The 24,812-nt window shown below is 44.6% G+C and carries 20 protein-coding genes; 7 read left to right on the forward strand and 13 right to left on the reverse strand.

Features of this window, described 5'->3' with window-relative positions; translation table 11 throughout:
- Positions 1–124 precede the first annotated feature (124 nt).
- The 3 genes from rfbB to WCK19_RS08860 all read right to left on the reverse strand — a co-directional run bounded on the left by rfbB (position 125) and on the right by WCK19_RS08860 (position 3,086).
- Positions 125–1,132: a dTDP-glucose 4,6-dehydratase gene (gene rfbB / locus WCK19_RS08850; RefSeq protein ID WP_342397019.1), complete on the reverse strand. Its 1,008-nt coding sequence runs from the start codon at positions 1,130–1,132 to the stop codon at positions 125–127.
- A gap of 28 nt (positions 1,133–1,160) precedes the next feature.
- Positions 1,161–2,225: a glucose-1-phosphate thymidylyltransferase gene (locus tag WCK19_RS08855; protein WP_342397020.1), complete on the reverse strand. Its 1,065-nt coding sequence runs from the start codon at positions 2,223–2,225 to the stop codon at positions 1,161–1,163.
- A 171-nt stretch (positions 2,226–2,396) separates the two neighbouring features.
- Entirely contained in the window at positions 2,397–3,086 is a 690-nt protein-coding gene (locus tag WCK19_RS08860; RefSeq protein WP_342397021.1) for an SOS response-associated peptidase, read from the reverse strand.
- A gap of 274 nt (positions 3,087–3,360) precedes the next feature.
- On the opposite strand from WCK19_RS08860, the gene WCK19_RS08865 reads away from it, so the two are divergent.
- Positions 3,361–4,371: a MerR family transcriptional regulator gene (locus WCK19_RS08865; RefSeq protein ID WP_342397022.1), complete on the forward strand. Its 1,011-nt coding sequence runs from the start codon at positions 3,361–3,363 to the stop codon at positions 4,369–4,371.
- A gap of 49 nt (positions 4,372–4,420) precedes the next feature.
- Here WCK19_RS08865 and WCK19_RS08870 read toward each other — a convergent pair whose 3' ends face one another.
- Genes WCK19_RS08870 through cobS form a run of 4 tightly spaced genes read right to left on the reverse strand, consistent with a single transcriptional unit; the run spans position 4,421 to position 7,656 of the window.
- Positions 4,421–5,467: a YihY/virulence factor BrkB family protein gene (locus WCK19_RS08870; RefSeq protein ID WP_342397023.1), complete on the reverse strand. Its 1,047-nt coding sequence runs from the start codon at positions 5,465–5,467 to the stop codon at positions 4,421–4,423.
- Between the two features lie 5 nt (positions 5,468–5,472).
- Positions 5,473–6,162 carry a bifunctional adenosylcobinamide kinase/adenosylcobinamide-phosphate guanylyltransferase gene (gene cobU / locus WCK19_RS08875; RefSeq protein ID WP_342397024.1) on the reverse strand — a complete coding sequence of 230 codons (690 nt, stop codon included), beginning with the start codon at positions 6,160–6,162 and terminating at the stop codon, positions 5,473–5,475.
- Between the two features lie 42 nt (positions 6,163–6,204).
- Positions 6,205–6,846 carry a histidine phosphatase family protein gene (locus tag WCK19_RS08880; protein WP_342397025.1) on the reverse strand — a complete coding sequence of 214 codons (642 nt, stop codon included), beginning with the start codon at positions 6,844–6,846 and terminating at the stop codon, positions 6,205–6,207.
- Between the two features lie 45 nt (positions 6,847–6,891).
- Positions 6,892–7,656, reverse strand: a complete 765-nt coding sequence (cobS, locus tag WCK19_RS08885; RefSeq protein WP_342397026.1) for an adenosylcobinamide-GDP ribazoletransferase — start codon at positions 7,654–7,656, stop codon at positions 6,892–6,894.
- A 472-nt stretch (positions 7,657–8,128) separates the two neighbouring features.
- Here cobS and WCK19_RS08890 point away from each other — a divergent pair, with 472 nt between their 5' ends.
- Both WCK19_RS08890 and WCK19_RS08895 read left to right on the forward strand, forming a co-directional pair.
- Positions 8,129–8,815 (forward strand): helix-turn-helix transcriptional regulator, encoded by a 687-nt coding sequence (locus tag WCK19_RS08890; protein WP_342397027.1) that lies wholly within the window; start codon positions 8,129–8,131, stop codon positions 8,813–8,815.
- Between the two features lie 4 nt (positions 8,816–8,819).
- Complete coding sequence (locus tag WCK19_RS08895) at positions 8,820–9,461, forward strand: helix-turn-helix domain-containing protein (RefSeq protein ID WP_342397028.1); 642 nt, start codon at positions 8,820–8,822, stop codon at positions 9,459–9,461.
- Positions 9,462–9,655: 194 nt separating this feature from the next.
- Here WCK19_RS08895 and WCK19_RS08900 read toward each other — a convergent pair whose 3' ends face one another.
- Positions 9,656–10,903, reverse strand: a complete 1,248-nt coding sequence (locus tag WCK19_RS08900; RefSeq protein ID WP_342397029.1) for an ArsA family ATPase — start codon at positions 10,901–10,903, stop codon at positions 9,656–9,658.
- 24 nt (positions 10,904–10,927) lie between these two features.
- Positions 10,928–12,079: an ArsA family ATPase gene (locus WCK19_RS08905; RefSeq protein ID WP_342397030.1), complete on the reverse strand. Its 1,152-nt coding sequence runs from the start codon at positions 12,077–12,079 to the stop codon at positions 10,928–10,930.
- A 363-nt stretch (positions 12,080–12,442) separates the two neighbouring features.
- On the opposite strand from WCK19_RS08905, the gene WCK19_RS08910 reads away from it, so the two are divergent.
- The 3 genes from WCK19_RS08910 (at position 12,443) to WCK19_RS08920 (ending at position 15,305) form a co-directional block, all read left to right on the forward strand.
- Positions 12,443–12,952: a hypothetical protein gene (locus tag WCK19_RS08910; RefSeq protein WP_342397031.1), complete on the forward strand. Its 510-nt coding sequence runs from the start codon at positions 12,443–12,445 to the stop codon at positions 12,950–12,952.
- Positions 12,953–13,088: 136 nt separating this feature from the next.
- Positions 13,089–13,583: a 2-vinyl bacteriochlorophyllide hydratase gene (gene bchF, locus WCK19_RS08915; RefSeq protein ID WP_342397032.1), complete on the forward strand. Its 495-nt coding sequence runs from the start codon at positions 13,089–13,091 to the stop codon at positions 13,581–13,583.
- A 156-nt stretch (positions 13,584–13,739) separates the two neighbouring features.
- On the forward strand, positions 13,740–15,305 hold the full coding sequence (locus WCK19_RS08920) for an MFS transporter (RefSeq protein ID WP_342397033.1): 1,566 nt from the start codon (positions 13,740–13,742) through the stop codon (positions 15,303–15,305).
- A gap of 112 nt (positions 15,306–15,417) precedes the next feature.
- On the opposite strand, the gene corA is transcribed toward WCK19_RS08920, so the two are convergent.
- The 3 genes from corA to WCK19_RS08935 all read right to left on the reverse strand — a co-directional run bounded on the left by corA (position 15,418) and on the right by WCK19_RS08935 (position 19,156).
- Positions 15,418–16,395, reverse strand: a complete 978-nt coding sequence (corA, locus tag WCK19_RS08925; RefSeq protein WP_342397034.1) for a magnesium/cobalt transporter CorA — start codon at positions 16,393–16,395, stop codon at positions 15,418–15,420.
- 67 nt (positions 16,396–16,462) lie between these two features.
- Positions 16,463–17,827: an Nramp family divalent metal transporter gene (locus WCK19_RS08930; RefSeq protein WP_342397035.1), complete on the reverse strand. Its 1,365-nt coding sequence runs from the start codon at positions 17,825–17,827 to the stop codon at positions 16,463–16,465.
- 12 nt (positions 17,828–17,839) lie between these two features.
- Positions 17,840–19,156, reverse strand: coding sequence for a CBS domain-containing protein (locus WCK19_RS08935; protein ID WP_342397036.1), 1,317 nt, complete (start codon positions 19,154–19,156; stop codon positions 17,840–17,842).
- Positions 19,157–19,819: 663 nt separating this feature from the next.
- Between WCK19_RS08935 and WCK19_RS08940 the strand changes: the two genes are divergently transcribed.
- Positions 19,820–22,654, forward strand: coding sequence for a fibronectin type III domain-containing protein (locus WCK19_RS08940; RefSeq protein ID WP_342397037.1), 2,835 nt, complete (start codon positions 19,820–19,822; stop codon positions 22,652–22,654).
- 97 nt (positions 22,655–22,751) lie between these two features.
- Here WCK19_RS08940 and WCK19_RS08945 read toward each other — a convergent pair whose 3' ends face one another.
- Entirely contained in the window at positions 22,752–24,611 is a 1,860-nt protein-coding gene (locus WCK19_RS08945) for a hypothetical protein (protein ID WP_342397038.1), read from the reverse strand.
- Positions 24,612–24,812: the final 201 nt, after the last annotated feature.

A 24,812-nucleotide genomic window follows, 5' to 3' on the forward strand; every position in this document is an offset into this window, starting at 1 on the left:
TTGACCCCCATATTTAAGTATCATATTTGTAGTGCTTAGTTTAGCTTCTTGTGGCTCAGATTTCAAGAAAAACAAAAGAGCAGCCAACCGACTGCTCTTGAAATTAATCTATCTCTAATTATGCCTAGCGATTGACATACTGGCGTTGGTAGTATTCTTGGAACTCACCTGATTTAAGCGGTCGCCACCACTCCTCGTTTTTCAAGAACCACTCGACAGTCTGACGCATTGCCGTTTCAAAAGTGAATTGTGGCTCCCAACCCAATTGGCGAATTTTGGTGGTATCCAACGAATAACGGCGATCATGACCGGGGCGGTCTTTAACGTATTTGATAAGGTCAAGCGGTTTTCCGGTTAATTCAAGAACCTTATGAGTTATTTCAAGGTTGGTGCGTTCGTTGCCACCCCCCACATTATAAGCCTCACCGAGTTGCCCCTTGTGTAGCACTAGGTCTATCCCACTGCAATGATCCAACACGTAAATCCAGTCGCGAATCTGCTGCCCATCACCGTAAACCGGAACCTGAATATTATCAATTACATTGGTAATAAAAAGCGGGATAAGCTTTTCAGGATACTGATAAGGTCCATAATTGTTGCTACCGCGTGTAATCAGCACAGGAACGCCATACGTGACATAGTAAGCGTGTGCCATAAGCTCTCCGCCTGCTTTACTGGCAGAATAGGGGCTGCGTGTTTCGAGGCGGTCGCCTTCTTTAGAAGAACCTTGCGGAATATGTCCGTAAACCTCATCGGTGGAAATTTGCACAAAACGTTCTACCGCATATTTTTTGGCGGCTTCCAGAAGTACGAAAGTGCCGTACACATCGGTCATAATGAATTGACCAGGTTGTTCAATTGAGCGGTCAACATGGCTTTCGGCGGCAAAATTCAAAACATATTGGCAATCTTGCATTGCCTTATCAACTGCCACCGGGTCGGCAATATCGCCTTTTACAAAGGTATACCGCTCTCCATAATTTTGTTCAATATCTGCCAGATTTGCCAAATTACCAGCGTATGTCAATTTATCTAACACTACCACATGATAGTCAGGGTATTTTTCAAGCATATAGCGGACATAATTCGAGCCTATAAAGCCCGCACCGCCAGTAATTAAAACTTTCTTCATAAAGCTTATCTAACTCTCCTGTAAAAGATTAAAGAATTCCTACCCGGCTGTTATCGCCCAGTAATAGTTTTAAGGCTTTGGGTTTGATGGGCGATTTTTCCACTACCACGTTTCGCCCTATAAGACTATCCTCAATCCGGCTGGGTATATCGTGAATTTGGCTGTTTTCAAGAATAATGCTATGCTCTACTTCGCTATCGCTAATGGTGCAGTTATGATTAATCGAAGTATATGGTCCTACGTAACTGTTAATAATTCGGCAACCCCTACCGATAATTGTCGGACCACGCACCACACTATTAATGATTTCGGCTGATTGTTCGATAACCACCTTGCCTTCAACACGGCTATCTTTATCTACATAGCAGGAAACGTTGCGTTCTAGCCGGTCTAAAATGAGACGATTTACCTCTAGCATATCGGCTTGTTTCCCTGTATCCACCCACCAGCCATCCAAAACAAAAGGCTTTACATCATAACCGTTAGTCACTAGGTATTGAATAGCATCGGTGATTTCCAGTTCGCCGCGCCAACTTGGTTTTATTTCGTTAACTGCTGTGAATATATTGTGGTCGAACATATAAACGCCCACCAACGCTAGGTTGCTCGGTGGGTCTGCTGGCTTTTCAATTAGGCTTACCACCCTATCCCCCGCTAAAACTGCAACACCATAACTTTGAGGGTTAGTAACTTCCTTTAATAAAATCTGGCAGTTGCACTTGCCTGTTTTAAAATCCTCAACCAAGGGGCGAATACTTTGTTCAAGCATATTGTCGCCCAAATACATTACAAACTGATCATCTCCAAGAAATTCGTGTGAGATTTTTACGGCGTGCGCCAATCCTAACGGCGCATCTTGTTGAATATAGGTTATTTTTGCGTTCCACTTTTCGCCGCTACCAACAGCAGTTTTTACCTCGGCAGCAGTATCGCCAACTACAATCCCAATTTCGGAAATACCAGCTTCCACAAGGTTTTCTATGGTATAGAACAATACAGGCTTGTTAGCTACAGGCACAAGTTGTTTGGCGCTGGTATAGGTTAGGGGGCGCAGCCGCGTACCTTTTCCGCCGCTGAGGATTAATCCCTTCACGCTGGAGAGTCCTCCTTTCAAGATGACAATTAGATTAACGTAAATTTGTGCATACTGGTTAAGGGATAATTATACTACGCAATTATCCCTTAACCGAATCAATTTTACGCAAGGCATACTAAAATCCTGTGAGTTTATATATTCAGCTATATTACAACAACTACACCTTGCTTAATGCAAAGGTTCGATTAGTTCGGGGGTATTATTATAGGGAGAATTTACCTGATTTGAGACTAGATGCGCTACCATTAGTTTTGGTGGGAAGGGTTTGAGTATAGAAAGAACCTTTGCAGGGTTGGTGTTGGTGGTATCTAGCCAGATACTTTCAAATTCTTCCGGTAGAATTACTGCCATTCGATTATGCAAGGGCTTGATAAGCTCGTTTGCTTCCGTTGTAATTATGGTAAAACTATATAGTTCTTGCCCATGCTCATCTCTCCATATATCGTACAAACCCGCCATTGCAAAGAGGGGTGCCTCATTTCCTTGCAGGTAGATAAAATAAGGGATTTTTGGGGCTTTAACTAATTCTGGCTTTTTCCATTCAAAGAAGCCATTTGCTGGTATAAGGCAATGTTGTGTTCTAAAAGGTTTACGGAAAGCGGGTTTGGTTTCGATTCCTTCAACCCTAGCGTTAATTGTTGAATAATTGGCTTTGGGTTCTTTTGACCAACTTGGTATCAAGCCCCATTTCATTAACTTTATTTGTCTGCCTTTTTCACTCGCAACTATAACAGGGCAAGTTTGGCTAGGCGCTATATTGAAACTTGGCGCAAAATCAATATTACTAAACATAGCCTGAGCAGTAAACCGCTCTTCAATGTAATCTATGCTGGCTTTCAGGGCAAATCGACCACACATATAATTTTCTCCATTCGCCTATAAGGTATTTAAGCAAAACTCTCATATAATTAATCTACAGATTGGACAGCAAAGACTACAAAGTATCAATAACTACAGCAGTACCGATAAAAATGTTATACAATATCTTGACAGAGTAATGCTGCGTGATATTATTTTAGTATAAAGAATTATAATTACTTCCATAATACTCTCAAAGCGATAATTGCAAAAGGCTGGCAAAATAAACTGAGAAGCTGCAACAGGTAGCTTTCCTTCAAAGGAACATTTCAAAATGTTAGAAAACACCCTCGATCTGCCTATTTATAGTATTAAAGCGGTGGCACATATGGCAGGTATTACCGAACCTACTCTACGCGCTTGGGAGAAACGCTACAAAATTCTCACTCCACAGCGGACTGAGAGTGGGCATAGGCGTTATACCAAGCGAGATATTTATCGGGTTATGTGGCTGAGTAATCGCCTTGAAGAAGGAATGTCAATTAGCCAAGCCAGCGCTCTTTTACAAGCACAGCCGGAAGAAACTGTTCAGGATATGTTGCAGTATGAAAATCGCCAATCTCGTGCCACTTCTACGAAAACCAGCGGAAAAGGAAGCCACCCGAAGATTGCTCGTTTGAGTGAAATACGTTCTTTGAGCGTACTTGGCAATGAATTGATGAATGCTTTCCTTCAGTTTGATGAACTGACTGCTGATAACCTTATTTCTGAAGCAGCCGGATTTTATTCACCTGAAGAAGTTTGTGTAGATTTAATGCAAGCGGTACTATATGAAATCGGTGATCGCTGGATGCGTAATGAAGTAACAGTTGCTACCGAACATTTTGCCAGCAATATCTGCCGCACTCGTCTAAACGCGATGATTAATTCGCTACCGGTTCAGGAAACAGGTCCTCTAATTCTGACAGGTTGCGCTCCTCACGAATTTCATGAAGTAGGGGTAGTGATGACTAGCTTCTTTCTTCGTAGAAATGGCTGGCGGGTGCTTTATCTAGGGCAAAATGTACCTGCCCTTGACCTAGAAAAAGATTTGCGCCGTCTGAAGCCTTCTATGGTAGTATTTTCAGCAAGTCGTTCTGAAACCGCTATTGCGCTGCATCAAGAAATATTACCGGTGATAGAAAGAGTAAAGCAATACTGGCTGCCCGGTCTTATTTTTGCCTATGCCGGTCGTGCTTTCACCGAAGACTCGAATCTGCATGCACTTTTCAAAAGTGCGGTTTATTTTGGTGATGAAGGACGACAGAGCGTGGCATTAGTACAAAAACTCTTGTCAAAAGATTAGCTAATTCTGAAAGCAAAAACGCGGGGCGTAGGTAAAACTTGTGCCTTTTTTATTTACGGTTATTGCGTTTGCGCCCTGCTACTACAAACAAGCCTACTATTGCTAGACTGAAAAAAGTAGGTAACAAGCCAGATTTGTTATCTTTGGGCTTGGTATTTTCGATAGCTACAGGAGCAAAAATATTCGATTTAGTTTTTTCTATGTCTTGTTCTCGCAATTCTCCTGTTTCCACTTCAGCCTTGCGCGTAGCTACTGCTGCTATTTCAGCCCCTATAAGCAAAATACAAGCGCTGACATATACGTAGAATAAAAAGATTATAACTCCGGCTATAGCTCCGTAGGTGCGCTGATAGCTTTGCGTTCCGCCAAATCCGGTTAGGAAAAAGCTCAAAAATAATTTGCTGACTTCAAAAAGAAATGCTGCCACCACCGCGCCCAATAGTATTGGTTTCCAGCGAATGCGTTTTTCTAAAGTACGATCGGGGGCGAGTCGGTAAATGGTCATAAAAATTGCCACGTTAAGTAAGTAGGGTACAACGAAAATGATTGTATCCCAGAGCAAACTGAAACTGTTAAGGGTAATACCGAGGATTCCTATATCAAGCCCGCGAATTATCTGAATGGCAAATCCGATGCCTGTAGAGAAAATAAACAGGATACCAAGCCCTATTAACATCGCAAAACGCAAGCTAGTTTTCTTAATAAAGCTCCGCTGGTCTTTTTTTACATCCCATGCCACATTTATTGCAGTCATAATTCCATCGAAAACGCCGCTACCAGACCATAGTGTGCCAATCACCGATACTATTGCCAGAACGGGAGCAGCTTTACTCAAGGTGTCAATGAAATTACTAATGATTTCATTGATGTTTACTCCGGCTTGGTCGGCTTTTGGGAAAGCTTCAATCAGGCTTTTAGTTATATCCTTTCGGGTACTATCGTCCTGAATAATTAAAGTAGCGATTACAACTGCTCCGATAATAAGCGGAAAAACAGAAACCAACGCATAATAAGCTATTGCCGCTGCCCAACTTGTGCCTTGATCTTCCCGAAATTTATTCAACCCTCGTTTCAGGATTGAGAAAAACTCCTTCATGTGCCTTATATATCCTCGTCAAAAGCATATTGCAATTTTTTCAAATCAACGGGAATACCGGCAATGCAGAAAAAAACCTCATCCGAGAGGTTGGCGGCAACCTGATTCAAGCGTCCTAACGCATCTCGATAAGCGCGTCCCAATGGATATGGCGGTACTAAACCCATTCCCACTTCGTTCGAGACCATTACTAGACCGCAATTTTTCTCACGTAACCAAGCCACCACTGATTCGAGTTCCTGCGCCATAGCGCGTTCTTCCGCAAAATAATCTGGGGATGTGACTTGAACAGGAGTAGTTGGCGCGGTAGATTCGAGCGCAAGGTCATCTTCAGGCGGTATTTGGGCAACATATCCCTGAGCATCGTTATCCAATGGTGTTATGCTCATCAAGCGGTTGGTAGTCCAAAGCGTGAGACAATCCAACAACACCAATTTCTCGCCCTTGTATTCTTGCTGTACTTTTTGAGCTAGACTCAAGGGAGCTTCGACTGTGTGCCATGTATCCGGGCGACTGGCGCGGTGTCGGATTACTCGCTCTTTCATTTCTGCGTCATATGGTTCGAGCGTTGCTACATATAACACCGCAAAGTTGCCCGCGCGGGAACTTGCCAGTTTCTCGGCAAAGGTACTTTTGCCGCTACGTGCGCCACCCAAAACAAGGCTTACTAGGCGCTCTTTCGATGGTTTTGACATTGTTGCTACTGTTCAAAAACCTTTCCACAAGACAAGAAATTCCTATTTACCTTCATTTAAATCCATTGTGTCTATATGCGATGTATCGTTAAACAGCGATAGGATTGAAGCATTATCGTAAAGGTGCAGGATGGACAACGAACAACTATCTACCCGCCATTGCCAGATACGGTTTAGATCCATCCCCATATAATGGCAAAGCAGTGTGCCGATTACTCCCCCATGTGCTACCACCAGAACCACCTCATCCTCGCCGGGATGTTTGTCGGTAATATAATCAATTGATTTGCTAACCCGTGCAAGCACAGTCTTAAGATTTTCACCACCGGGCGGACTATAATTATAACGGTCGCTTTGCCAGAGCTTGGTTTCTTCGGGGAATTGCTCCAGCATTTGATTATAATTTAGCCCTTCTGCTCTGCCGCCGGACGCTTCACGCAGACCGGGCAATATTTCCGCTTCTAGTTTGGGAGAATGCCATTCCAACCCGATTTGGGCAGTGATACGCGCTCTGCTCAAATCGCTACAATAGGCAGCAGTGAGTTTTAAATGAGAGAGACGTTTCTGTAAAGCTCTAGATTGACGTAAACCCATTTCATTAAGCGGTATGTCGGTTTGTCCTTGATAACGGCGTTGCGCGTTATAATCGGTTTGACCGTGCCTTACCAGAATCAGCTTCGGCATTTTCTTATCACCTATAAAAGATAGACGGTTTTGAGAAGTATTTGGTCACAGAAACCATATGGATTTTATCACACCTGCCGCAGTCCCGATAATAAGCCAAACGAGAGTCTCGCTGGATTCGGTTACAGCCCCATAGCTATCGCCCGTTAAACCGGCAGGCAGTTTGCTCATTACATACTTACCAAAAAGATAAGCAAAAACGAAAGTGGCTAATACCAGCGCCACTCCAAATAGTCGCAGTGTTAATACGGAAAATAGCAGCACTCCTAGCCCTGCCAGCGCCATTTCCAGCTTTCCGGTGTGCTGCTTGAACAGAACACCCAACCCGCTATCCCGCCCGTATGGAAATATAACCACCGCTGTGACCAGCGCCCACCGCCCCAATACCGGAGCCAATAATAGGGCAGGTGTCATCAGGTCGAAGGGAATATTGAGGAGCGCGACATATTTAAGCGTTAATAAAACCCAACCACCGGCAACCGCGAAACTTCCAACATGGCTGTCTCGCATAATTTCGAGCCGCCTCTCTGGGGTGCGGTAGCCAAACATACCATCGCATGAATCTAGAAAACCGTCAAAGTGAAGCGCCCCGGTAAGGGCAAGTAATGTTGCTACAAGTAAGGTAGCAACGATATTTGCAGGCAAAAAAAAGGTAAGTAGCCAGTTCAAACTAGCTAACATTACTCCTAGCCACAACCCTACAATCGGGAAATAGCGAACTGCCCTGCCTACATCTTCTGAACTTGCCTGCCGTCGTAAGGGTATGGGCAGAGTCGTGAGGAATTGAACTGCCACCAAAAAACTAAGCACTATTTGCACTTCTAACCGTCATTCGTATTAAGCCGGATATAATCGCCTCATTATACGCGCATTGTCTAAAATATCAAATTGTGGAAAATCCAGCAGCAGGGAAAATTTGTTTCAAATAGATGCCCTTTCTAAGGACCCTACGGTGAATCTAGAAATACTTTAAATTGGCACACTTGCTGTATCTCTTTGCGAGAAGTTTGAGCTAAACGCATACTTCTTAGCAATAAAATTCTCTTAGGTTGACAAGCATTTGAGGGTAGGCTATCATGTGGCTAATCCGGTCGCGAGAAAGCCAGTGATTCCATTGGCTTTTTTCACAAACCAGTTGATCAGGTTAAATAATTTAGAGGGGTCTTTCTTTTTTAATTTTGCGCCGAATCCTCCGCTAGTAGGTTTTATTATTCCTATCTTGCAAATGGCGCAGGCGAAATAGCTTTTCCAAGGAAGGACTTCTATATGGAGGCGCTGCCAGATGTCTTCATCTGAGGCATTCAATTTTGGTCGCAAGATCAAAGAACTAAAAAAACAACACAAAAAGGGTTACGTAGATCTAACCGCGGACTTGAAAATCAGTCGTGATCGCATTATTCAATTAGAAGAAGGCGAACGCGAACCTACCGATGTTGAACGCCAAAAATTTGCCGCCTACTATAACCTTCCCATTGATGAGTTCTTTCCACAAAATTCGTCGCAGTCGGCTCCTAGTCAGCTTACGCCACGGCTGAATAATAATCCGGCTCCTCGACCCACCCAAGCTGCTCCCGGCAATTTTACACCACGTCCGGCGATTTCTAATACTCCAGCGCCTCGTCCTGCTCCTTCTGCTCCTCGCCCTACTAGCAAGGCGGAAGTGAAAAGCAACGGAGATGCTAAGGAAAGCGGTGAGCAATCTAAACCGGTAATGAAATATACCGCCGAGCAGTTGGGAGACATTGAGTCTGCTTATTTGCGTAAGCAACGCGATTTAAAAGTGCCTCTAACCTTTACATTTTTGAACGGCAAAGAGTTTACCGGCGTGGTGGTAGATTTTACTCCTTTTACCGTCCATATCATTGATCAGACAACCAAGCAGGAAGTTATTCTACGCAAATTGGCAATGGCTTTCTACCGTAAGGCAGATGCTTTTGCTGAGGCTAACGAAGGTAAGGGAGGCGAATAAAATTATGAGCCTCGGTTCGTATATAATTTATCTTCGCGCTCTGAAGGATGGAATTACCCCGCGAGAGGTAGCTATTGAATTAGGTCTGCCTGAGCATTATATCCACGCTATTGAATTGGAGAAACATGCTGGAGATACAAATTCTCGCAATTCCTTAGCTGAATATTTTGGCATTCCGGTTGATGAATTTAGCGATTATGCACGTAGCACCAGTTCCCGCTTACAAGAGACACTAAAGCACGAACGCCGCCCACAAATGGGTTTCTTGCTCATGAATGGTGAAACTCTATTAGGTACAGTTGATGGCGCAGATAATAGCATAATAAAAATTGTCGAATTGAATAGCGGTATTAAAACTATACTGCAACGGCATGCTATCAAGAAATGGTGGTCGCTTAAACCCTCCGCGCCTCGAAGACCCGGTGGCGGTGGAAGACGACCGTTTAATGGCGGCGGGGGAAGCAGACCTCCTAGACCTGGTGGGGGCAGACCATCCGGTTTTAACGGTGGATTAGGTCCCAGACCCGATAGCGGTAATGAAGGTGGCTACCGTCCGAGACCGTCCGGTGATGGAAATGGCGATAGTGGGAATGATGGCAATTATCGTTCCAGACCGCCTTTTCGACCAAGACCGGAGAATGAATAGTAACTGAACATTAATAGAAACTTCAAAATATAGTCAGGAGGATAAAATGAATAAACGCAAGAAGGTAGCTATTCAAAAGCATCGTGCCAAAGGCAAGAAATTACGTGATCGTCGTAAGGTCGAACGCGAAGCCGGAAAAAAATAAGGGATAAACTAAAAGAGCCAGGTCTAGAACTTGGCTCTTTGTTTCATACTTAATTGTTACTTCCTACGAAAAAAGGGTCATCTGTCCACGCAATTTCTTCGGGAGGCTTTTCAGAAAACTCCATTTTGAGAATACCATCCTCGTAATAAAAGCTAACCAAATCGCTGTGTACTAAAACCCTTGGTAGGGAAACCGCTCTTTGTATTCGTCCTGCGGTTACATTTACATCAGTACCGTTATGTTCGATGTATAATTCGTCCTGCTCATCAATGAAAGGCAAACGCACACAAAGCCTTCGATGCGTTTCTTTAGGCGCACGCGGATTTGTGGGCATTTCTTCTAGCCAAATAAGCGGATGGTCGTACAACTTTTGCATTGGGTCAGATGCTCCAAAAAGTTTTTCTGCAACTGGCGTTAGTTTTTTAACTCCTATCGGTTCTTCATCTTCCAGTATAGAGCCAAAGATGGGCATGGGGTTAAAACTATCTTCGATTTCTTTGATATACTTTGCTTGTAACTCCACCCAATAATCAAAGTAGGCTCCAAGCTGTTTTTCTTTGGGTAAAATCTTGTTGATTATAACCGAGTCCATCTTAATGCCATAGAGGCTTAAAAAGGTGTAAGCACGTTTTGTTTCCATTACCGGCAGTTTTTCAGGATTTAACACCAAACGAACTGAGACATCGTCGGCTACGATGAAGGCGCTTAGGTCATTCATCATCTCCATTAGTTTGTTTACTTCCTTGAAAAACTCATCATTAGGAGTTTGTTGTCGGAAAGGGCGCACAAAACTACTGAAACCACGGTAAACTTTGAAGAAGTTTTTGCCGCTAGTCCCTCCAATAATCATTTCGGGATAAGCCAATAAACGCAAAGTATTGCCGGTGGGGGCAGTATCAACAATTATACAATCCCACTTGTTGCTCTTGTATTCTATCAGCAAACGATTTAGCGCAAGAATTTCGTCCATACCTGGCTGGTTGCTGAGTTCGGCAGCAACACTACTATCCACGCCGCGTCCTTCATAGGCGTTTGCCATAAATTTCTGAAACCCGCCCATGCTTTTCCGCATCTCGTAAACTGTATCTACTTCCAGACCGTATAGGTTGGGCGCAAGTTCGGTCAATTCATCTCGGCTTATCGCTTTCCCAATAACATCGGACAGAGAGTGTGCGGGGTCGCTGGACATAATCAGCACTTTTTTCCCACGGCTGGCAATTAGGCTGGCGCTTGCGGCGCTAATGGTAGTTTTGCCTGTCCCACCCTTACCGCTATAAATTATGACTCTGGTACCCATCTTTTGCAAAACCTCTCTATCCAGTTAATTAGAAAAGTGTACGTGCAGTATTCCATCTTTGAAACGCGCTGATTTGGCGTTTCGCGCTGCTAACGCATGTGGTAACAATAAATCCCGTTTGAAATTACCAATTTCAACGAACAGTTCGTCACCCTTCTTAACCATATTCACTTTGTCCACTTCAAGGTTAGGAAGCGCAAGCTGTAAAATATATTCCCCGTCAATTTTGACGATTTCTTGCGTTTTGCCACTATACAACGACTCCGTAGGGTCTTGCTCCCCGTATATCTCCATTCCTAGTTCACCAAGTGCTTTAATCCCGGTAACCTCATGTCCCTTCATAGGTACTTCCAGAATGGGGAGTGGCGCAAAACTGCTATAAATCAAATCCCGATATTCCCTTTGCCTTTCGCATATTCCTGAGAAAAACGCATCAGAGCTATTTTCAGGTAAAATGCGGTTCGAGACAATTGCATCTACCGGATAATTAAAAAGGCTTAAATAGGTAGCGGCTCGTTGCCCTTCCTTAACCACCATCTTTTCAGGATTAACTACTATCCGATAAGAGGCTTGTTTAGGGCTGGTAAGCGTGGTACGCAGCAACTCAACCTGCTGGGTTATATCGGGTATTGCATCGAAAACATTGTTGCGAGGCATTAACGGTTTGATTAAAGCCCCTGCCAGTTTCATAGTGCTATTATGCCAGCTTGCAACCCTATCCGAATACCAAGTGAACATATCAGGCATACTCAAAAGCCGGACAGTTTCGCCGGTAGGGGCAGCATCAATAAAAATAACATCAAATTCACCACTTCGGCTATGCCGAAGGATTTGAAGCAAACTGATTAATTCATCCATACCCGGAAGCAGCGCCAATTCCTCAGCGATAACGTCATCAGCACCTTTTTTCTTGAGAATGTTAGCAAAATAGCTTTCCAATTTGCCCCAATTCGAGCGCACTTCATCCAACACGTTTATCTCTTGCGCCCAAAGGTTATCTGCTATTTTATCGGGAACTGATTTGAGGTTTAAATCAAAGGCATCCGCTAAACTGTGTGCCGTATCCGTGCTAACTACCAATGTACGATAACCCATTTGGGCGGCGCGTACAGCCGTAGCCGCTGATATAGTGGTTTTTCCTACCCCACCTTTACCTACATATAGAATGACTCGCATAATGGCATCTCCCCGGATACTAAAACACAGTACCCTTTATGGGTAAAAATAAGGATAGCAAAAAAACAGTAAAAACTGGCAAACAGCCGATACGAGTTGATTACCAATAGCTTATAGGTAAACAGAAAGTCAGTCTGTAGCTTGAACTACGATTCTAGGGAGGTGCTAACCTTCCAACGCTTTAATTAAATCTGCGGATGGCATGCTTTAAACCCTAGTTTGGTAGTCCCAACTACATAAAACCCCCGATTCTCATTGCTATACTGGTTTTATCTGCAACCGAACACCTCTTCGGATGAAGTTGAAGTAAAATTTGCAACTCACGAGCCGGATAAACAAACGGTCTAGGGGACATAGAATTATATGTATGTAAAGTGGGTAATCAGACGGCACAAGAACGAAGACCTAGCTAAAATTACCTTTTACGATGCTTATCTCGTTCAAAGCTATAAAAATACCGCGGGGGAGCCTCGCCAGCGTACTATTGCTTATTTGGGTAATCTTCGCCTGATAAATGGTTCTTTCCCGGTAATTGAGCGTGCGCTCTTCTACACACGTATGGAAGAATACTTGCGTCATGAAGTACCGCAGGAACTTTTCACCGAAGAAGAACGCATTAAGCTTTATACCGGGCTTGCCGAGATAGCGACGGCTCCTACTGAGGAAGAAATTCAACAAGGCGCTGAAATACACGCAGTCTGGCATGCTAATTATTTTCAAGCACATTCGCTTAGTCCTTCCAGCCCCGGCGCGCCTTTTTCCTTTTTCGAAGAAGACCAAGAAGAACATGAAATATCTCAGTTTGACTTGCCGGTTGATCGTGGCACGATACTTGGAAAGCTTGGTTCCAAACTTAACACCCCGAATAAGTAAAAGAATATTATTCTAAATTTCAGGTTAGGCGTTGAGGTGTAGCTTTTGTAGTTGCCACTACATACTACACCTCTTTTCATTAGTAAGATTTTTATAGAAGCCTGAATTTTTCACATCAAATCCAAAAAGGTAAAAGATGAGTACCTACACACCTGAGCAGTACGCGCGTAGAGCTAACAGCGTTTGGACAAAAGTACAAATCTGGGGCGCACCCTTTCAATTTCTGGTTTTCCTAATAAGCCTCGGATTTGTAATCGGCACTTTCTTCTCTGATAGCCTCTTCGATATTACCAATGCTACAATTATTTTCAAAATTCTTTTTCTCTATTTCATGTGCATTACCGGAATGTTTTGGGAGAAAGATGTTTTCGACCACTGGTATTTTGCCCCCCAATTTTTCTGGGAAGATTTTATTACTACCATTGTTATGGTTGCACACTCAATCTATTTGGTAGCTTTGCTATTAGGTGTCAGTGATCATAAAACCCTGTTGTTGTTGGTAATAATAGCCTATGTAAGCTACTTGCTTAATGCCGCTCAATACGTTTTGAAATGGCTTGTGAATCGTCGCCATCATAAGAAAAGTGGCGCTATGGCTGCTTTGGAAACGCTTGATAAATCGGCTATCTAGCCTCAAAAAATCGAGTAATCCGGTTAAATTGAATTTCCTTGCATTCCAACCCTTTCTACTTAAGAAGGTAGAAGGGGTTGCCCCTTATTTAAGAATAACCAATGTTTGGGAAGTGTGTTTTGTGCCTTTAGCGATAAGTCTCGGGAGATGAGCAATATGGTAATAGCGAGAAAAAACAAGTTTCTGGTTGGGCTGGTTTTTTTCCTAGTTCTGATGTTTCAGGTGGCTTCCGGTTTCTCCGCCGGAATTATAAGTAGTATCCTCGACCCGGTAATGATAAACGAACTGGGCGTACCTGCTATTCTCGTTGGCGTTTTGCTGGGCAGTCACTACTTCATTGAACCTATTAGAAGTTATATCGGCTCTTTGTCAGATCGCTATTCCATTTTCAAAATGCACCGAGCGCCTTTTATAGCAATTGGCGGCATGATTCTAGCTGGCTCATACCCGCTCATCTTGCTGGTGGTGCAGCAATTGCGCGACCCGAATTTCCATCGCGTTACCGGAGAAGTAGCCAATACCGGAAACTATCAAAGTAATTTTTTCTGGGTTATTGTAGCTATTCTGGTGTTCCTGATAAACGGAACCGGTATTTCCATAATGGGTACTGCGGCGCTGGCTGTTTTGGTGGATACCACCTCCGAGCGAGTGCGCGGTTTTATCGCTTCTATCGGCTGGACTATGCTAATCGCCGGTATTATCATCAGTTCAATTGTTGGGCGAGTTATTTTGCCGGAGAAAGAAGGGCGTAGCTTCGATTACAATGCCCTATACCCTATTTTTCTTTTTCTCTTCCCCGCAATATTGCTGATTCTAGCGTTCCTTTCGGCTTTCGGCACCTCCTTGATAGAGCCACGCCGTGAAGGCGCAATTGACCACAAACGCACTTACGTAAATTTCAGGGAGGCTTTCAAGGTAGTTATCAGTATCCGGCAAGCGCGGGTTTTTCTGAGCTTCCTATTTGTTTATTGCGCTTTTACCTTTATGCGTGACCTCCTTGCGCCCGCATATGCTGGTAATGTATATCGCATGACCGTAGCAGAACGTAGCGCAATTCAGGCAACCCTCAATGGACCGATTCTGGTGGCGATGATTGTCGCAGGGGTAGTTACCCTCTGGGTAAATAAACGCTACTCAATTTATGGCGGTTTAGGTCTGGCAGTTATCGGAATGCTTCTTCAAGCTATTTCCGGTTTCATCTTCAAAGTAGATCAGGCGGCAATTCAGGCTTATGATGCTGCCAACAATGCTCATGCCTCCGGTCTTATCAGCGAAGAGGCTTACGCGGCGGCGCGTAAAACTTGGGATGCCACGATTGCCGGCGATAAATCTATATTTACCATTGGTCTGATAATTATGGGTATTGGTTTGGGAACTAGCGTACCCGGTCTAATCGGTACAATGATGGACATTACCGATAAAGCGAACGCGGCTTTATACATCGGAGTTTGGGGTATTGCTCAGGCATTCGGAACTGGCTTGGCTAATCTGGGCGCAGGTGCCTTGCGCGATTTCGCCTTCAATGCTTTCCCCAACAACCTGAGCGTGGGCTATGGCTTCGTATTTCTCACTCAGGCAATTGGTACGGCTCTGGCGCTTGCTCTGTTTACTAGAATAAGTGTTCCCAAGTTCCAGGAAGAAATAGCTGAAATTACTGAGGCGCTCCATCGCGAAGAGGCTGTCTCTGTATCTTCGGGAACTAGCGCAGGTGGTCTTGCTTGAAATAATTCTGGCTCATACCCGCTCCACTTATGGGGCGGGTTTATTTATTATGAATAAGGTGCGTTTTTTAGAAGTGCTTCTCTACATCTCGCTTGAAAAATAGCGGAAATGTTCAAAGCCATTTCTTCCTTTTGAAATAAAATACAAGTCCTGTGGTAATCCCCAACATTAAAGCTAACGCGCCATAGTAGCCGAAACTCAACTTGAGTTCTGGCATATTCTCGAAATTCATCCCGTAGATACCGGCTATCATCGCATTGGTCATGAGGATAATGGAAAAAGCAGTAAGAGTACGCATCACGCTATTGAGATCGTTTGAGGCAACCGATAGATTTGCTTCCATCGTGCTACCGATTTGGTCGCGGTACAGGTCAAGGGTATCGGTGACACGGGTGAGGTGGTCATAAACATCCCGAAAGTAAAACAGGGCATCGTCCCCAAAAATCCGGTTATCGCGATTGGTCAGCACATTGAGAATATCGCGTTCGGGTGCTATTATTCGGCGCATTTGCAAAAACAATTTTTTAAGCTCTAGCAACTTGCCGGTTACTTTAGTGTGCATGCCATTGCCCTGAAAAATATCATCCTCTAACTCTTCGGCATAATCAACCATTTTATCCATAATCGGAAAATAGTTATCTACCAGCGTATCCAATAAGGCATAGACAACTGGACCTATCATTTTGCTTGCTTGCAAATTGTTGCGTTTCCAGCGTGCCTCAGCTTCTGCCAATTCAGGGATTGGCTCATAATGAACAGTTACAAAATAATTTGCGCCGATAAATAAAGCTAGTTCCCGGAAAGCCAGTTCCTTAAATTCTTCCTGCAAACTGATAGAGTAAAAGATTCCCAGAAAATAGTTTTCGTATTCTTCAATCTTGGGACGCTGGAGACGGTGGGTCACATCTTCGATGGCTAATTGGTGGAAGTTGAACTCCTTTGCCACCATACCTAATTCTTCTTCGGTGGGGGAAGCGAGATCCAGCCAGAAGAAATTGTTGCTATCGCTCAACAGGTCGCTAATCTCATCCAAATCTTGCAAATTGTGAAAGATATGAGTTTGAGAATTACAGTGAAGGGCTTTTATCACACGCTTTAATCCATTAGATTGAGGGTAAAGCCATCGCTAACCGCTAAAAAAGGCAAATTATACTGTGTTATGAAGGCAATATGTTTATATTGAAAAGTCCGAGAATAGTTACGGTCAGGAGTATAACTGAAAGAATCCCAACCCCAACCGCGGTTGTCCATGCTATTATGTTGTAAATTTTACCGTTGATATATTTGCCCATCAAGGATTTTTTGTTGATGAGCAATAAAATAGCTACCAGTATTAAAGGCAAAATCATACCGTTGACAATCTGGATTACCAACAAAATCGTTACTGTATAATCTAAAACTCCGGGAATAATAGTGACACCGACTCCGGCAACTATCAAGAAGGTAAAAATACTCCAAAAAACGGGGGCTTCTTTCCATTTGAATGAAATACCGTTTTCAAAACCGAATGCTTCACAAATGGAATAGGAAGTAGCTAGCGGCAACACCCCACTGGCAAGCAACGATGCGCCTAATAATCCTAACGCGAACACCTGTGTAGCGTAGCTACCCAAAAGCGGCTCAAGTGCTTTGGCTGCATCACTGGCGGTATTAATTTCCACGCCCTGATGCTCCCCATTCACGATTGGGCTGCTCATAAAAATTGTAGCGCCGCAAGCAATTATAATAAAGGCGGAGATTGTATTTGAGAAGATAGACCCCAGATAAACTTCCAATCTTTGGTAGCCATAATCTCGCATCGTCACCCCTTTTTCCACTACCGCGCTTTGCAAAAACAATTGCATATATGGGGTAATGGTTGTGCCTATTGCAGCCATAATGGTCTGAATGTATGCGCTATCACTTTTTATGGTCGGGGTCAAGGAATGGGTAATAACTTCTCCCCAATTAGGATGCCCTACAATTGCGGCGAATACATAAGCAAAAAAGGCAAAGGTCATAAACAGGAAGATTTTTTCCGCTCTACCGTAAGAACCGCGTGCAATAAAAAACCAGAGCGTTAGCCCGGCAACGGGAGCGCTAATCCAAGCGGGAACACCAAAGATACCCATCGCGGCGGCGATACCGATAAAGTCCGAAATTGTTGTTCCGGCATTGGCAATCAGGAGTGCCAACATCAAGAAGGTAGTCCAACGGATACTGAAATTTTCACGAACCAACGCACTTAAGCCTTTACCAGTTGCAGCTCCCAACCGGGCGCACATTTCCTGTACTACTCCCAGCGAAAAGGTAATGACAATCATCACCCATAGGAGGTTATAACCGTATTGCGCCCCCATTTGGCTATAGGTAGCAATTCCTCCGGCATCATTCCCTGCGTTTGCCGCGATTAATCCGGGACCCAGCATACCAAGAAAAAAGAAAAACCGCCCTTTTCTTACCGGACGCGGCTCATTCTTTTCGGGTGTTTCATTGGGAGTTGTAATTACATTTCCTACCTTGTCCTGATTTTCTTTTGCCACGACACCCTTCTTTTATTTTTTGACAAAACTTACCATACCGCGATGGTTCTTAAAAATATTCGGCAGGCGTCGCCGTAAATCTTCAGGTAAAATTAGGTCAAGCGCGTCATCAAACGTAATTATACCTTTGATTTCGCCCTCCTCATTAAGCACTGGCAAGGCACGAAAGCCGTAATCTGCTAATACCGCCGCGGCATCTTCCGCTTTTGAATCGGTTTTCATGCTTATATAATCACGTACAATTAATTCAGAAAGCAGGGTGGTGCGTGGTTGGCAGAAAACAACGTCCCGAAGTGCCGCTACACCCACCAGTTTTTCACTATCTGCTTCAACCACATAAATATAATCTACAAATTCGGGTTGGGTTTCAACTTCACGAATCGCTTGGAGGGCTTCCGATGCGCCAAGATTTTCAGGCAACATCAGGAAATCATTGGTCATGATACCACCAGCGGCATCCTCGTCATACGCCAGCAGTTCTCGCACCTCTTCTGATTCTTCTTCTTCCATCAATTCAAGTAATGCTTGCGCTTTATTTTCGTCCAAATCTGCAATAACATCGGCAGCATCGTCCGGCTGCATCTCTTCCAGAATATCGGCGGCGCGGTCTTCACTCAAACCTTCTAGAATATCGGCAGCATAATCCGGGTTCATCTCTTCAAGCGCATCGGCGGCAGTTTCATCATCAAGCGCGTTCACAATTTCTGCGCCCTGTACATAGGAAAGCTCATCCAGCAATCGCGCTATATCCACTGGGTGCATTTTTGCCAAGCGTTCATGCGAAACATTGAGACGCACACTCGGCGCGCTGCTGGCAAAATACTCCACATCTGCCCAGTCAAGCAGGTTTTCATTTCGGCTCAAACGACTCACTCTGGGGGTTCCGCCAAACGGTAGAATGCGCCGTACCAACGCTTGAAAAGAAATATCTACACCCACCAAACGGGGCGTTATTTCGTTGGGCGCGTTGCCCAATGCCAAATCATTTACCCGAATAACTCTCCGCCCCTCAACATCTACCAACTGTTTATCCAGCACATCCTTGTATAGTAGAATTTCGCCATCTCGGCGTTCAAATCGCTCAAGGCTCACCTTAGCATCGTAGAGCCTGATTTTACCCTGCTCAAACTCTTGCACCTGTGCAGCAGGAATCCAGAATTCCCGGCTATTCGAATGTGCCAATATCCCGGCTAGGGGTGGGTATTTCTCCTCGCTTTTACCAACGATTGGATTTATACGCACAATCAAATCTTTAAGGCTGGCAATCTTCTCTCCATTTCTGTCAAGTATAGATTTGCCAACCAGCAAACTGAAGAACATTAAATTCATTTGGATTTCCTCGAGCTTATTCGCTGAGAATGAATTTTGAGCAGTCTTTACGGGTATTAGTCGGTTAATTATAACCGTTTGTTTGGTTCGCTGACAAGCTACATATTCAACTTGTCAGGGCAATGGCAAGGTCGGTATTCCAAGTTGCCCTTCCCACGATTGCCCCAATCCCATGAGATTTGTGCCTCCCAAAGAGGGCGTGTCGAGCCACGCCCCTACAAAATCACCTCGCGCCCTTGCCCAAACCCCTTTGAGAATCGTTTTATAGAGGACAATTTCTTTCTTGCAACAGCCCTGTTCAACTTGTCAGAAAATACCGTTTCACTTAATGGAGTCATAGTACTTTTCGCCTAATTCTGATTGGTTTTTGTTCTTAAAGCCCCTTTTATGCTGAAACCATGCTTTTTCAGGTATGTTATAATAAAAATTAGTCCGTAAGGAAGCTATATTGGTTTGCTTATTGGAAATTTTATTGTATGCATGTCTGACAACCGAAAATTAGCTTTGTGCTATGCTCGATACGATAATCTTTAAAGCTTCTGTACAAATGAACTAAGAGGGATTGTAGCATGAGGCTGTGCTTGAGCTTCACAGGCTGCTTCCAAGCTGCATGAATTATCAGAGATTGTCATTTGTGGCAACCTTTAGAGGAGAGTTTATTTCATGGTTAGAACCGAATCGCCTCGTTTGCCCCGCCGCATCTTTTTAATCGGCGGCTTAGCCCTGTTACTGATAGCCTTTATCGCCTTTTTCAACATTTCTACCCAAACCAATGCTGCTGTATCTTGGAGCGCTCCTCTAATAGCTCCCACCAATACTCTTAAGGCTGTGGGTAATGGTCCACAAACTCTAATAGATCCCATACGACATAATGTAGTAGTGATAGGCGCTTATTGTTGCGGCAACCCTACTCAGGGCGAATCTGCAACTGCAACCGGAGGGGTTTTCTTTTTCTCCAGTCATGATACCTATAACAGCTATGTAACGGTAACCAGTTGGGCTTATAACGGTGTACCCTACACAAATTTTAGCGGGGCTTTTGACCGCAACGGCTACCTTCACATCGTCTATACCACCTCCAACATGAAAAAAACTATCAACGGCACAATGTACTATGTTAGATATTCTTGGAACGGTTCTAGCTATGCAGAAGTCTCTCGCACGCAAATAATGAATAATGTGTGCGGTAGTTTTGACTGCCAATATGTATCGCTTACTTCTAGTTTATACCCAACCGGTCCTGATAAGTTGTATCTGGCTTACAATATTAGGGATTTGGTGGATGCATACTGGCGTATAGATGTAACTGAGACCAGCGGTTCTAGCCCTAACTATACTTGGGGCAGCACCCCCACCAATGCCGGGGTTTCAACCACTAAATACTCATTCAGGTATCCCTCTATGGTGGTTGATAAAGACGGCAGCCTGTTTTTAGCGTACCAATGCGGTCTAGACTGGGGGCCCATGACAAATTATAAATGTATCAAAGTAATGGATCGCAACCCAAATGGAGTTTGGGGTCCAGTTTATTCCTATAACCTCGACCATTCTGCCCAATGGCCCGCGGTTGCGGTTGATAACAAGGGTAACGGCTATGTCTTTTCCGGTTATAATTGCCTAAGCATGATTAAATATACAGCATCCGTAGGCTGGAGCGGTGCTGCCGGTGATAATGTTGTTAACACTAATTCACCGACTAAGTCTTGTGTAACTGGTTCTTTGGCTGGCACGAATCCTCCTTATTATAATAATAATATAATAAAGGCTTTTTCGGCAGTTGGAACCGGCGATGGTTCAATTTATATAGCTTTCCCTGTTCTCATTCGCGGGATGTATTACGCCTATACCACCGATGGCGGCGCTACTTTTGGTCCCGACCCTAATAACCCTACTGCTGCCGATACTAACGCTTCCGGTTGCGTGGCTTTTGATGGCGGCTACTGTGTTTTTGATGCCAGTATTGCTTGGGACAACAATACTTTGGTAATTGGAGGCAAGAAGACTTACAATCAAGCTACTGCAGATTTCAAGTTATCAATCTTAAGAGCAACAGGGGGCGGTTACTATGATGCCGCGCCCTCGAACCTGACCTTCTCTAAAACAGCTACTTCCCTGACTCTATCGTGGCAAAATAATTCCCCCCATGCTACCGCTTTCAAGGTTGAACGTCGCCCTTACCCGGCGGCAGGTGGTTCATGGGCTACAATTAGCAGCAATGCAGCTAATCCTTTTATTGACTCCGGGCTAACTGAAGCTACGGGCTATGAATATAGGGTGACGGCGATGGGGACTCCACTTGGTAATTTGCTCTCTCCTACTGTTCATGACTTTACCGTGTTGCTTCCGCCTACCCTTTTGCAATCTACCACATCCACTACAACTTCTATTGTTTTAGGCTGGACTGCCGGTTCAGCGGCTAATACAGGCTTCTCAGTTGAGCGGGCAAGTTTAACCGCCACTTCTACTTTTACTGTAAAAGGAACTCCGGGAACTAACAGCTATACAGATGCTACGATTTCTCCCGCGGGTGAATACGGTTTCTTTTATCGGGTAAGGGCATATAAAACCGTTCCCGGCTCAACTGAAGGTACTATTTACTCGGATTATTCCAACCTCTTGTATTCTGAGACAGCCCCTAATGCTCCAACTGGGGTGACTGCTACTCCTAACGGAAGCACTAGCGAAAAGATCGAGTGGACGGATACTTCAACTTTTGAAGACGGTTACAATATCATCATCGGGGCTTCAACATATACCGTCGGACCTGTAAGCGGCACCGGCTCTAAAGGCAGTTATATAGTAAATGGTCTTACGCCAAATACAACCTATAATAATGTAAAAGTACAGGCGTTTTCGGCGGGAAAAGGGGTGGGGGAAACTCCAACGTCGTTTACCACCGCGCTTGCCCCGCCCACAGCCGTTAACTTAACAAGTGTTACTGGCTCTACTCTGACGGTGAACTGGACTGCTCCATCCGGTACTCCTACCAGTTATGCGGTAGAGCGGCTGCAATTGGGTGTAGATTCGAGTTGGACGCAAGTCGGCACTCCCACTCCCCCCCCCAATAGTTTCGACGATACCGGTCTAACCGCAGGTAAGATATACCTGTACCGGGTAAAAGCTATCAATGCCGGAACTTCAGACCCTTCGGCAGAAGCGGGTGTACTAACTACAGGCGGTACCGAGAGACCTGTTACAGACGCTACCACCTTGACCGATGCTTTAACTAATGCAGTATCCGGTGACATAATTAAAATCACGGGGAATGTTACAGTATCTGGAGCATTACCCGATGTTCCTCCAGGAGTAACTATTATTGGTAGCTGTTCCACAAATGGGCCTGCGATTGAGATTACCGGAGCAACTGGTTCAGTAAATGGTTTGAATTTGTTCGGCGCAACGCTCTATGGTATCTATATACATGGCTTTACTAGCGGTAAAGAGATAATAACCCACAGCGGACGTAACGTGATGAATTGCGTTAAAGTCGGGCAGTAAGCCGCCTACTACCGAGCAATTCGACCTTGAAATAACAAAACCCCTCTCCTGTAAAAAGAGAGGGGTTCAGGCAAGGGGCTTAAGCCCCTTGTTTTAATTATAGCCAACCCTTGTTTCTTAATAGAGCATTACCTAGCAAGCCCATCAACACTCCAAATGGGGTTCCGCTTAACTCAGGATGCCATTCGAGACGCGCCCGCTCAAAGTATTGCACCACGTAGTTCTTCCCGTCATCCGGGTTAAGCTCGTAATATTCCTCGCTGATTGGGTAGCCGTATATAAACAACCCGCCGTGACTTTCCCAATAAGCTTTAAAAGAGTTGCGTAGGTTATGCCCGGTTTCGGGGAACCATGTTGCGCCGGGATAGCGCATATTCTCAAAGCGGTTAAACGCCCCATGTCCGGCTTGGCGCAACGGTTCGGTTATCTGGTTGCCCAACAAACCAAGCATCACTTCGTAGGGAGTGCCGGACAATTCGGGATGGTATTCAAAACGGTTGCGCTCGAAATACTGCGCCAGATAGATTTTACCATCGGCAGGATTGACCTCATAGAAAGGCTCGGTGCGCGGGTAGCCGAATTGCATCAGCCCACCTTTGTCTCGCCAGTATTGTTTGAATATCCCGTTCAGATTATGCCCCGTTTGGGGGAAGAAGAAATTCCCACCGGAAAGGTCGTTATCAGGCTCTACTGCTGTAAGCGATTTATCGTATTCGGAGACATCCAGACTGTAAAAACGCCGATCTTCTCCCAAAGTATAAATTCGGGAGGGCGCGTAAGGTGAAAACATAAGCCCCAGACCGGGGGGGTTGCCCGTAATTTTTTGCCATGTTTGCCCCAAATCAGGCGACATCCATACCCCTTCCTTGCGGCTGACGTAGATGTTGGATGAGACTACTGGCGATTGGTAAAATTGCAAAAAAGTACCAAAATCGTTACCGCTTGTCAATTCATCCGGTAAGCTCAAATTTTGCCAATTTGCACCTCCATCACTTGAATAATCCAGTTTGGTATTAGCCGGGCTATAAGGATACCCTTTGCTAACTCGTAGCAATTTCCCATTGCTGTAATAGGCTGTTACCGCGCTTGACATTCTGTTGAAGCCTAGCGATGTAAAGGAAGCCGCGCCGTTGACGGATACTTTTAGTTCTCGTACATTGCTGGAACCGAACCCACCTCCCTCATATATAAGCCCGATAACGTTTACGGGTGTTTGTGGATTCTCGCTTAGATTGGACAGGTAAACCGCAATACCGGCGCGTGAGTAATCATAGAGGGCAGTTCCTTCAAAACGTTTACTCCAGCTTGCGCCGGCATCTTGCGTGAGATAAATCGCAATATTTCGCATCCCATCAGACCCGGTAAGCGGGTTTTGTACCAGCGCGTAAGCTGAACGGGCATCACTGTTAGCTATGACAAAGGAGCGTACCATCCCGTTAAATTGCTGCCCTATCTCTTGCCAGTTCAAGCCCCCATCTTGGCTCACCAGAATTTTTGATTTTTGACTTTCGTTGTTAAAAACCGGGGTAAAGTTGTAAAGGTAGCGACTGCCATCGAGCGCAAGGAAGGAGGGTTTGTAGGCGAGCTTAGATTCACCCGCTTCTAGGGTACTGTAACGAAAAACGCCCGGATCGTTGCGGTCTTGTGGGTCAGCGTAAACAATGCCGTTAGGGGCGCACTGTGAAAAGGCATGGCTATTTAGAAAAGTGCGCTGCCCGGTTTTCAAATCAGCCAAGTAAGTCTCTTTTAAAGTGGTAGTGGCTGCGTCATACTGATAAACCAGCATACGATTCGGTTGCCCGGTATCAAGGCAATAGGACTCGCTATCTTTGATAGCCAGTGCGGTTGCTTCCCAGATTTTAAAAGGTTGTGTGGCATAAATGGGCTGTGTAAAGGGTGGCAACAGCAGCGCGGTAAAAAGAAGGATTGATACAAATCGGATTAGGGGAGTTTTCATATTAACCTCTTTGAAAAGTTAAATATTTTGCTTTCTGATTAATAAAACGTACTAATCCTCTATAAGTTATAAAATTGGAGAAACTAAAAACCTCCTGACCTTGCAACAGGTTTATCTACTTGAGCCTTTTTTCAAAAGATACTACGAAATTCTGACGTTAGTGGAAATTATGTAGAACATTATGTTCCGGTGGGTTGCGAC

This window comes from Candidatus Chlorohelix sp. (assembly GCF_037138995.1).
In the GTDB taxonomy this organism is placed as follows: Bacteria; Chloroflexota; Chloroflexia; order Chloroheliales; family Chloroheliaceae; genus Chlorohelix.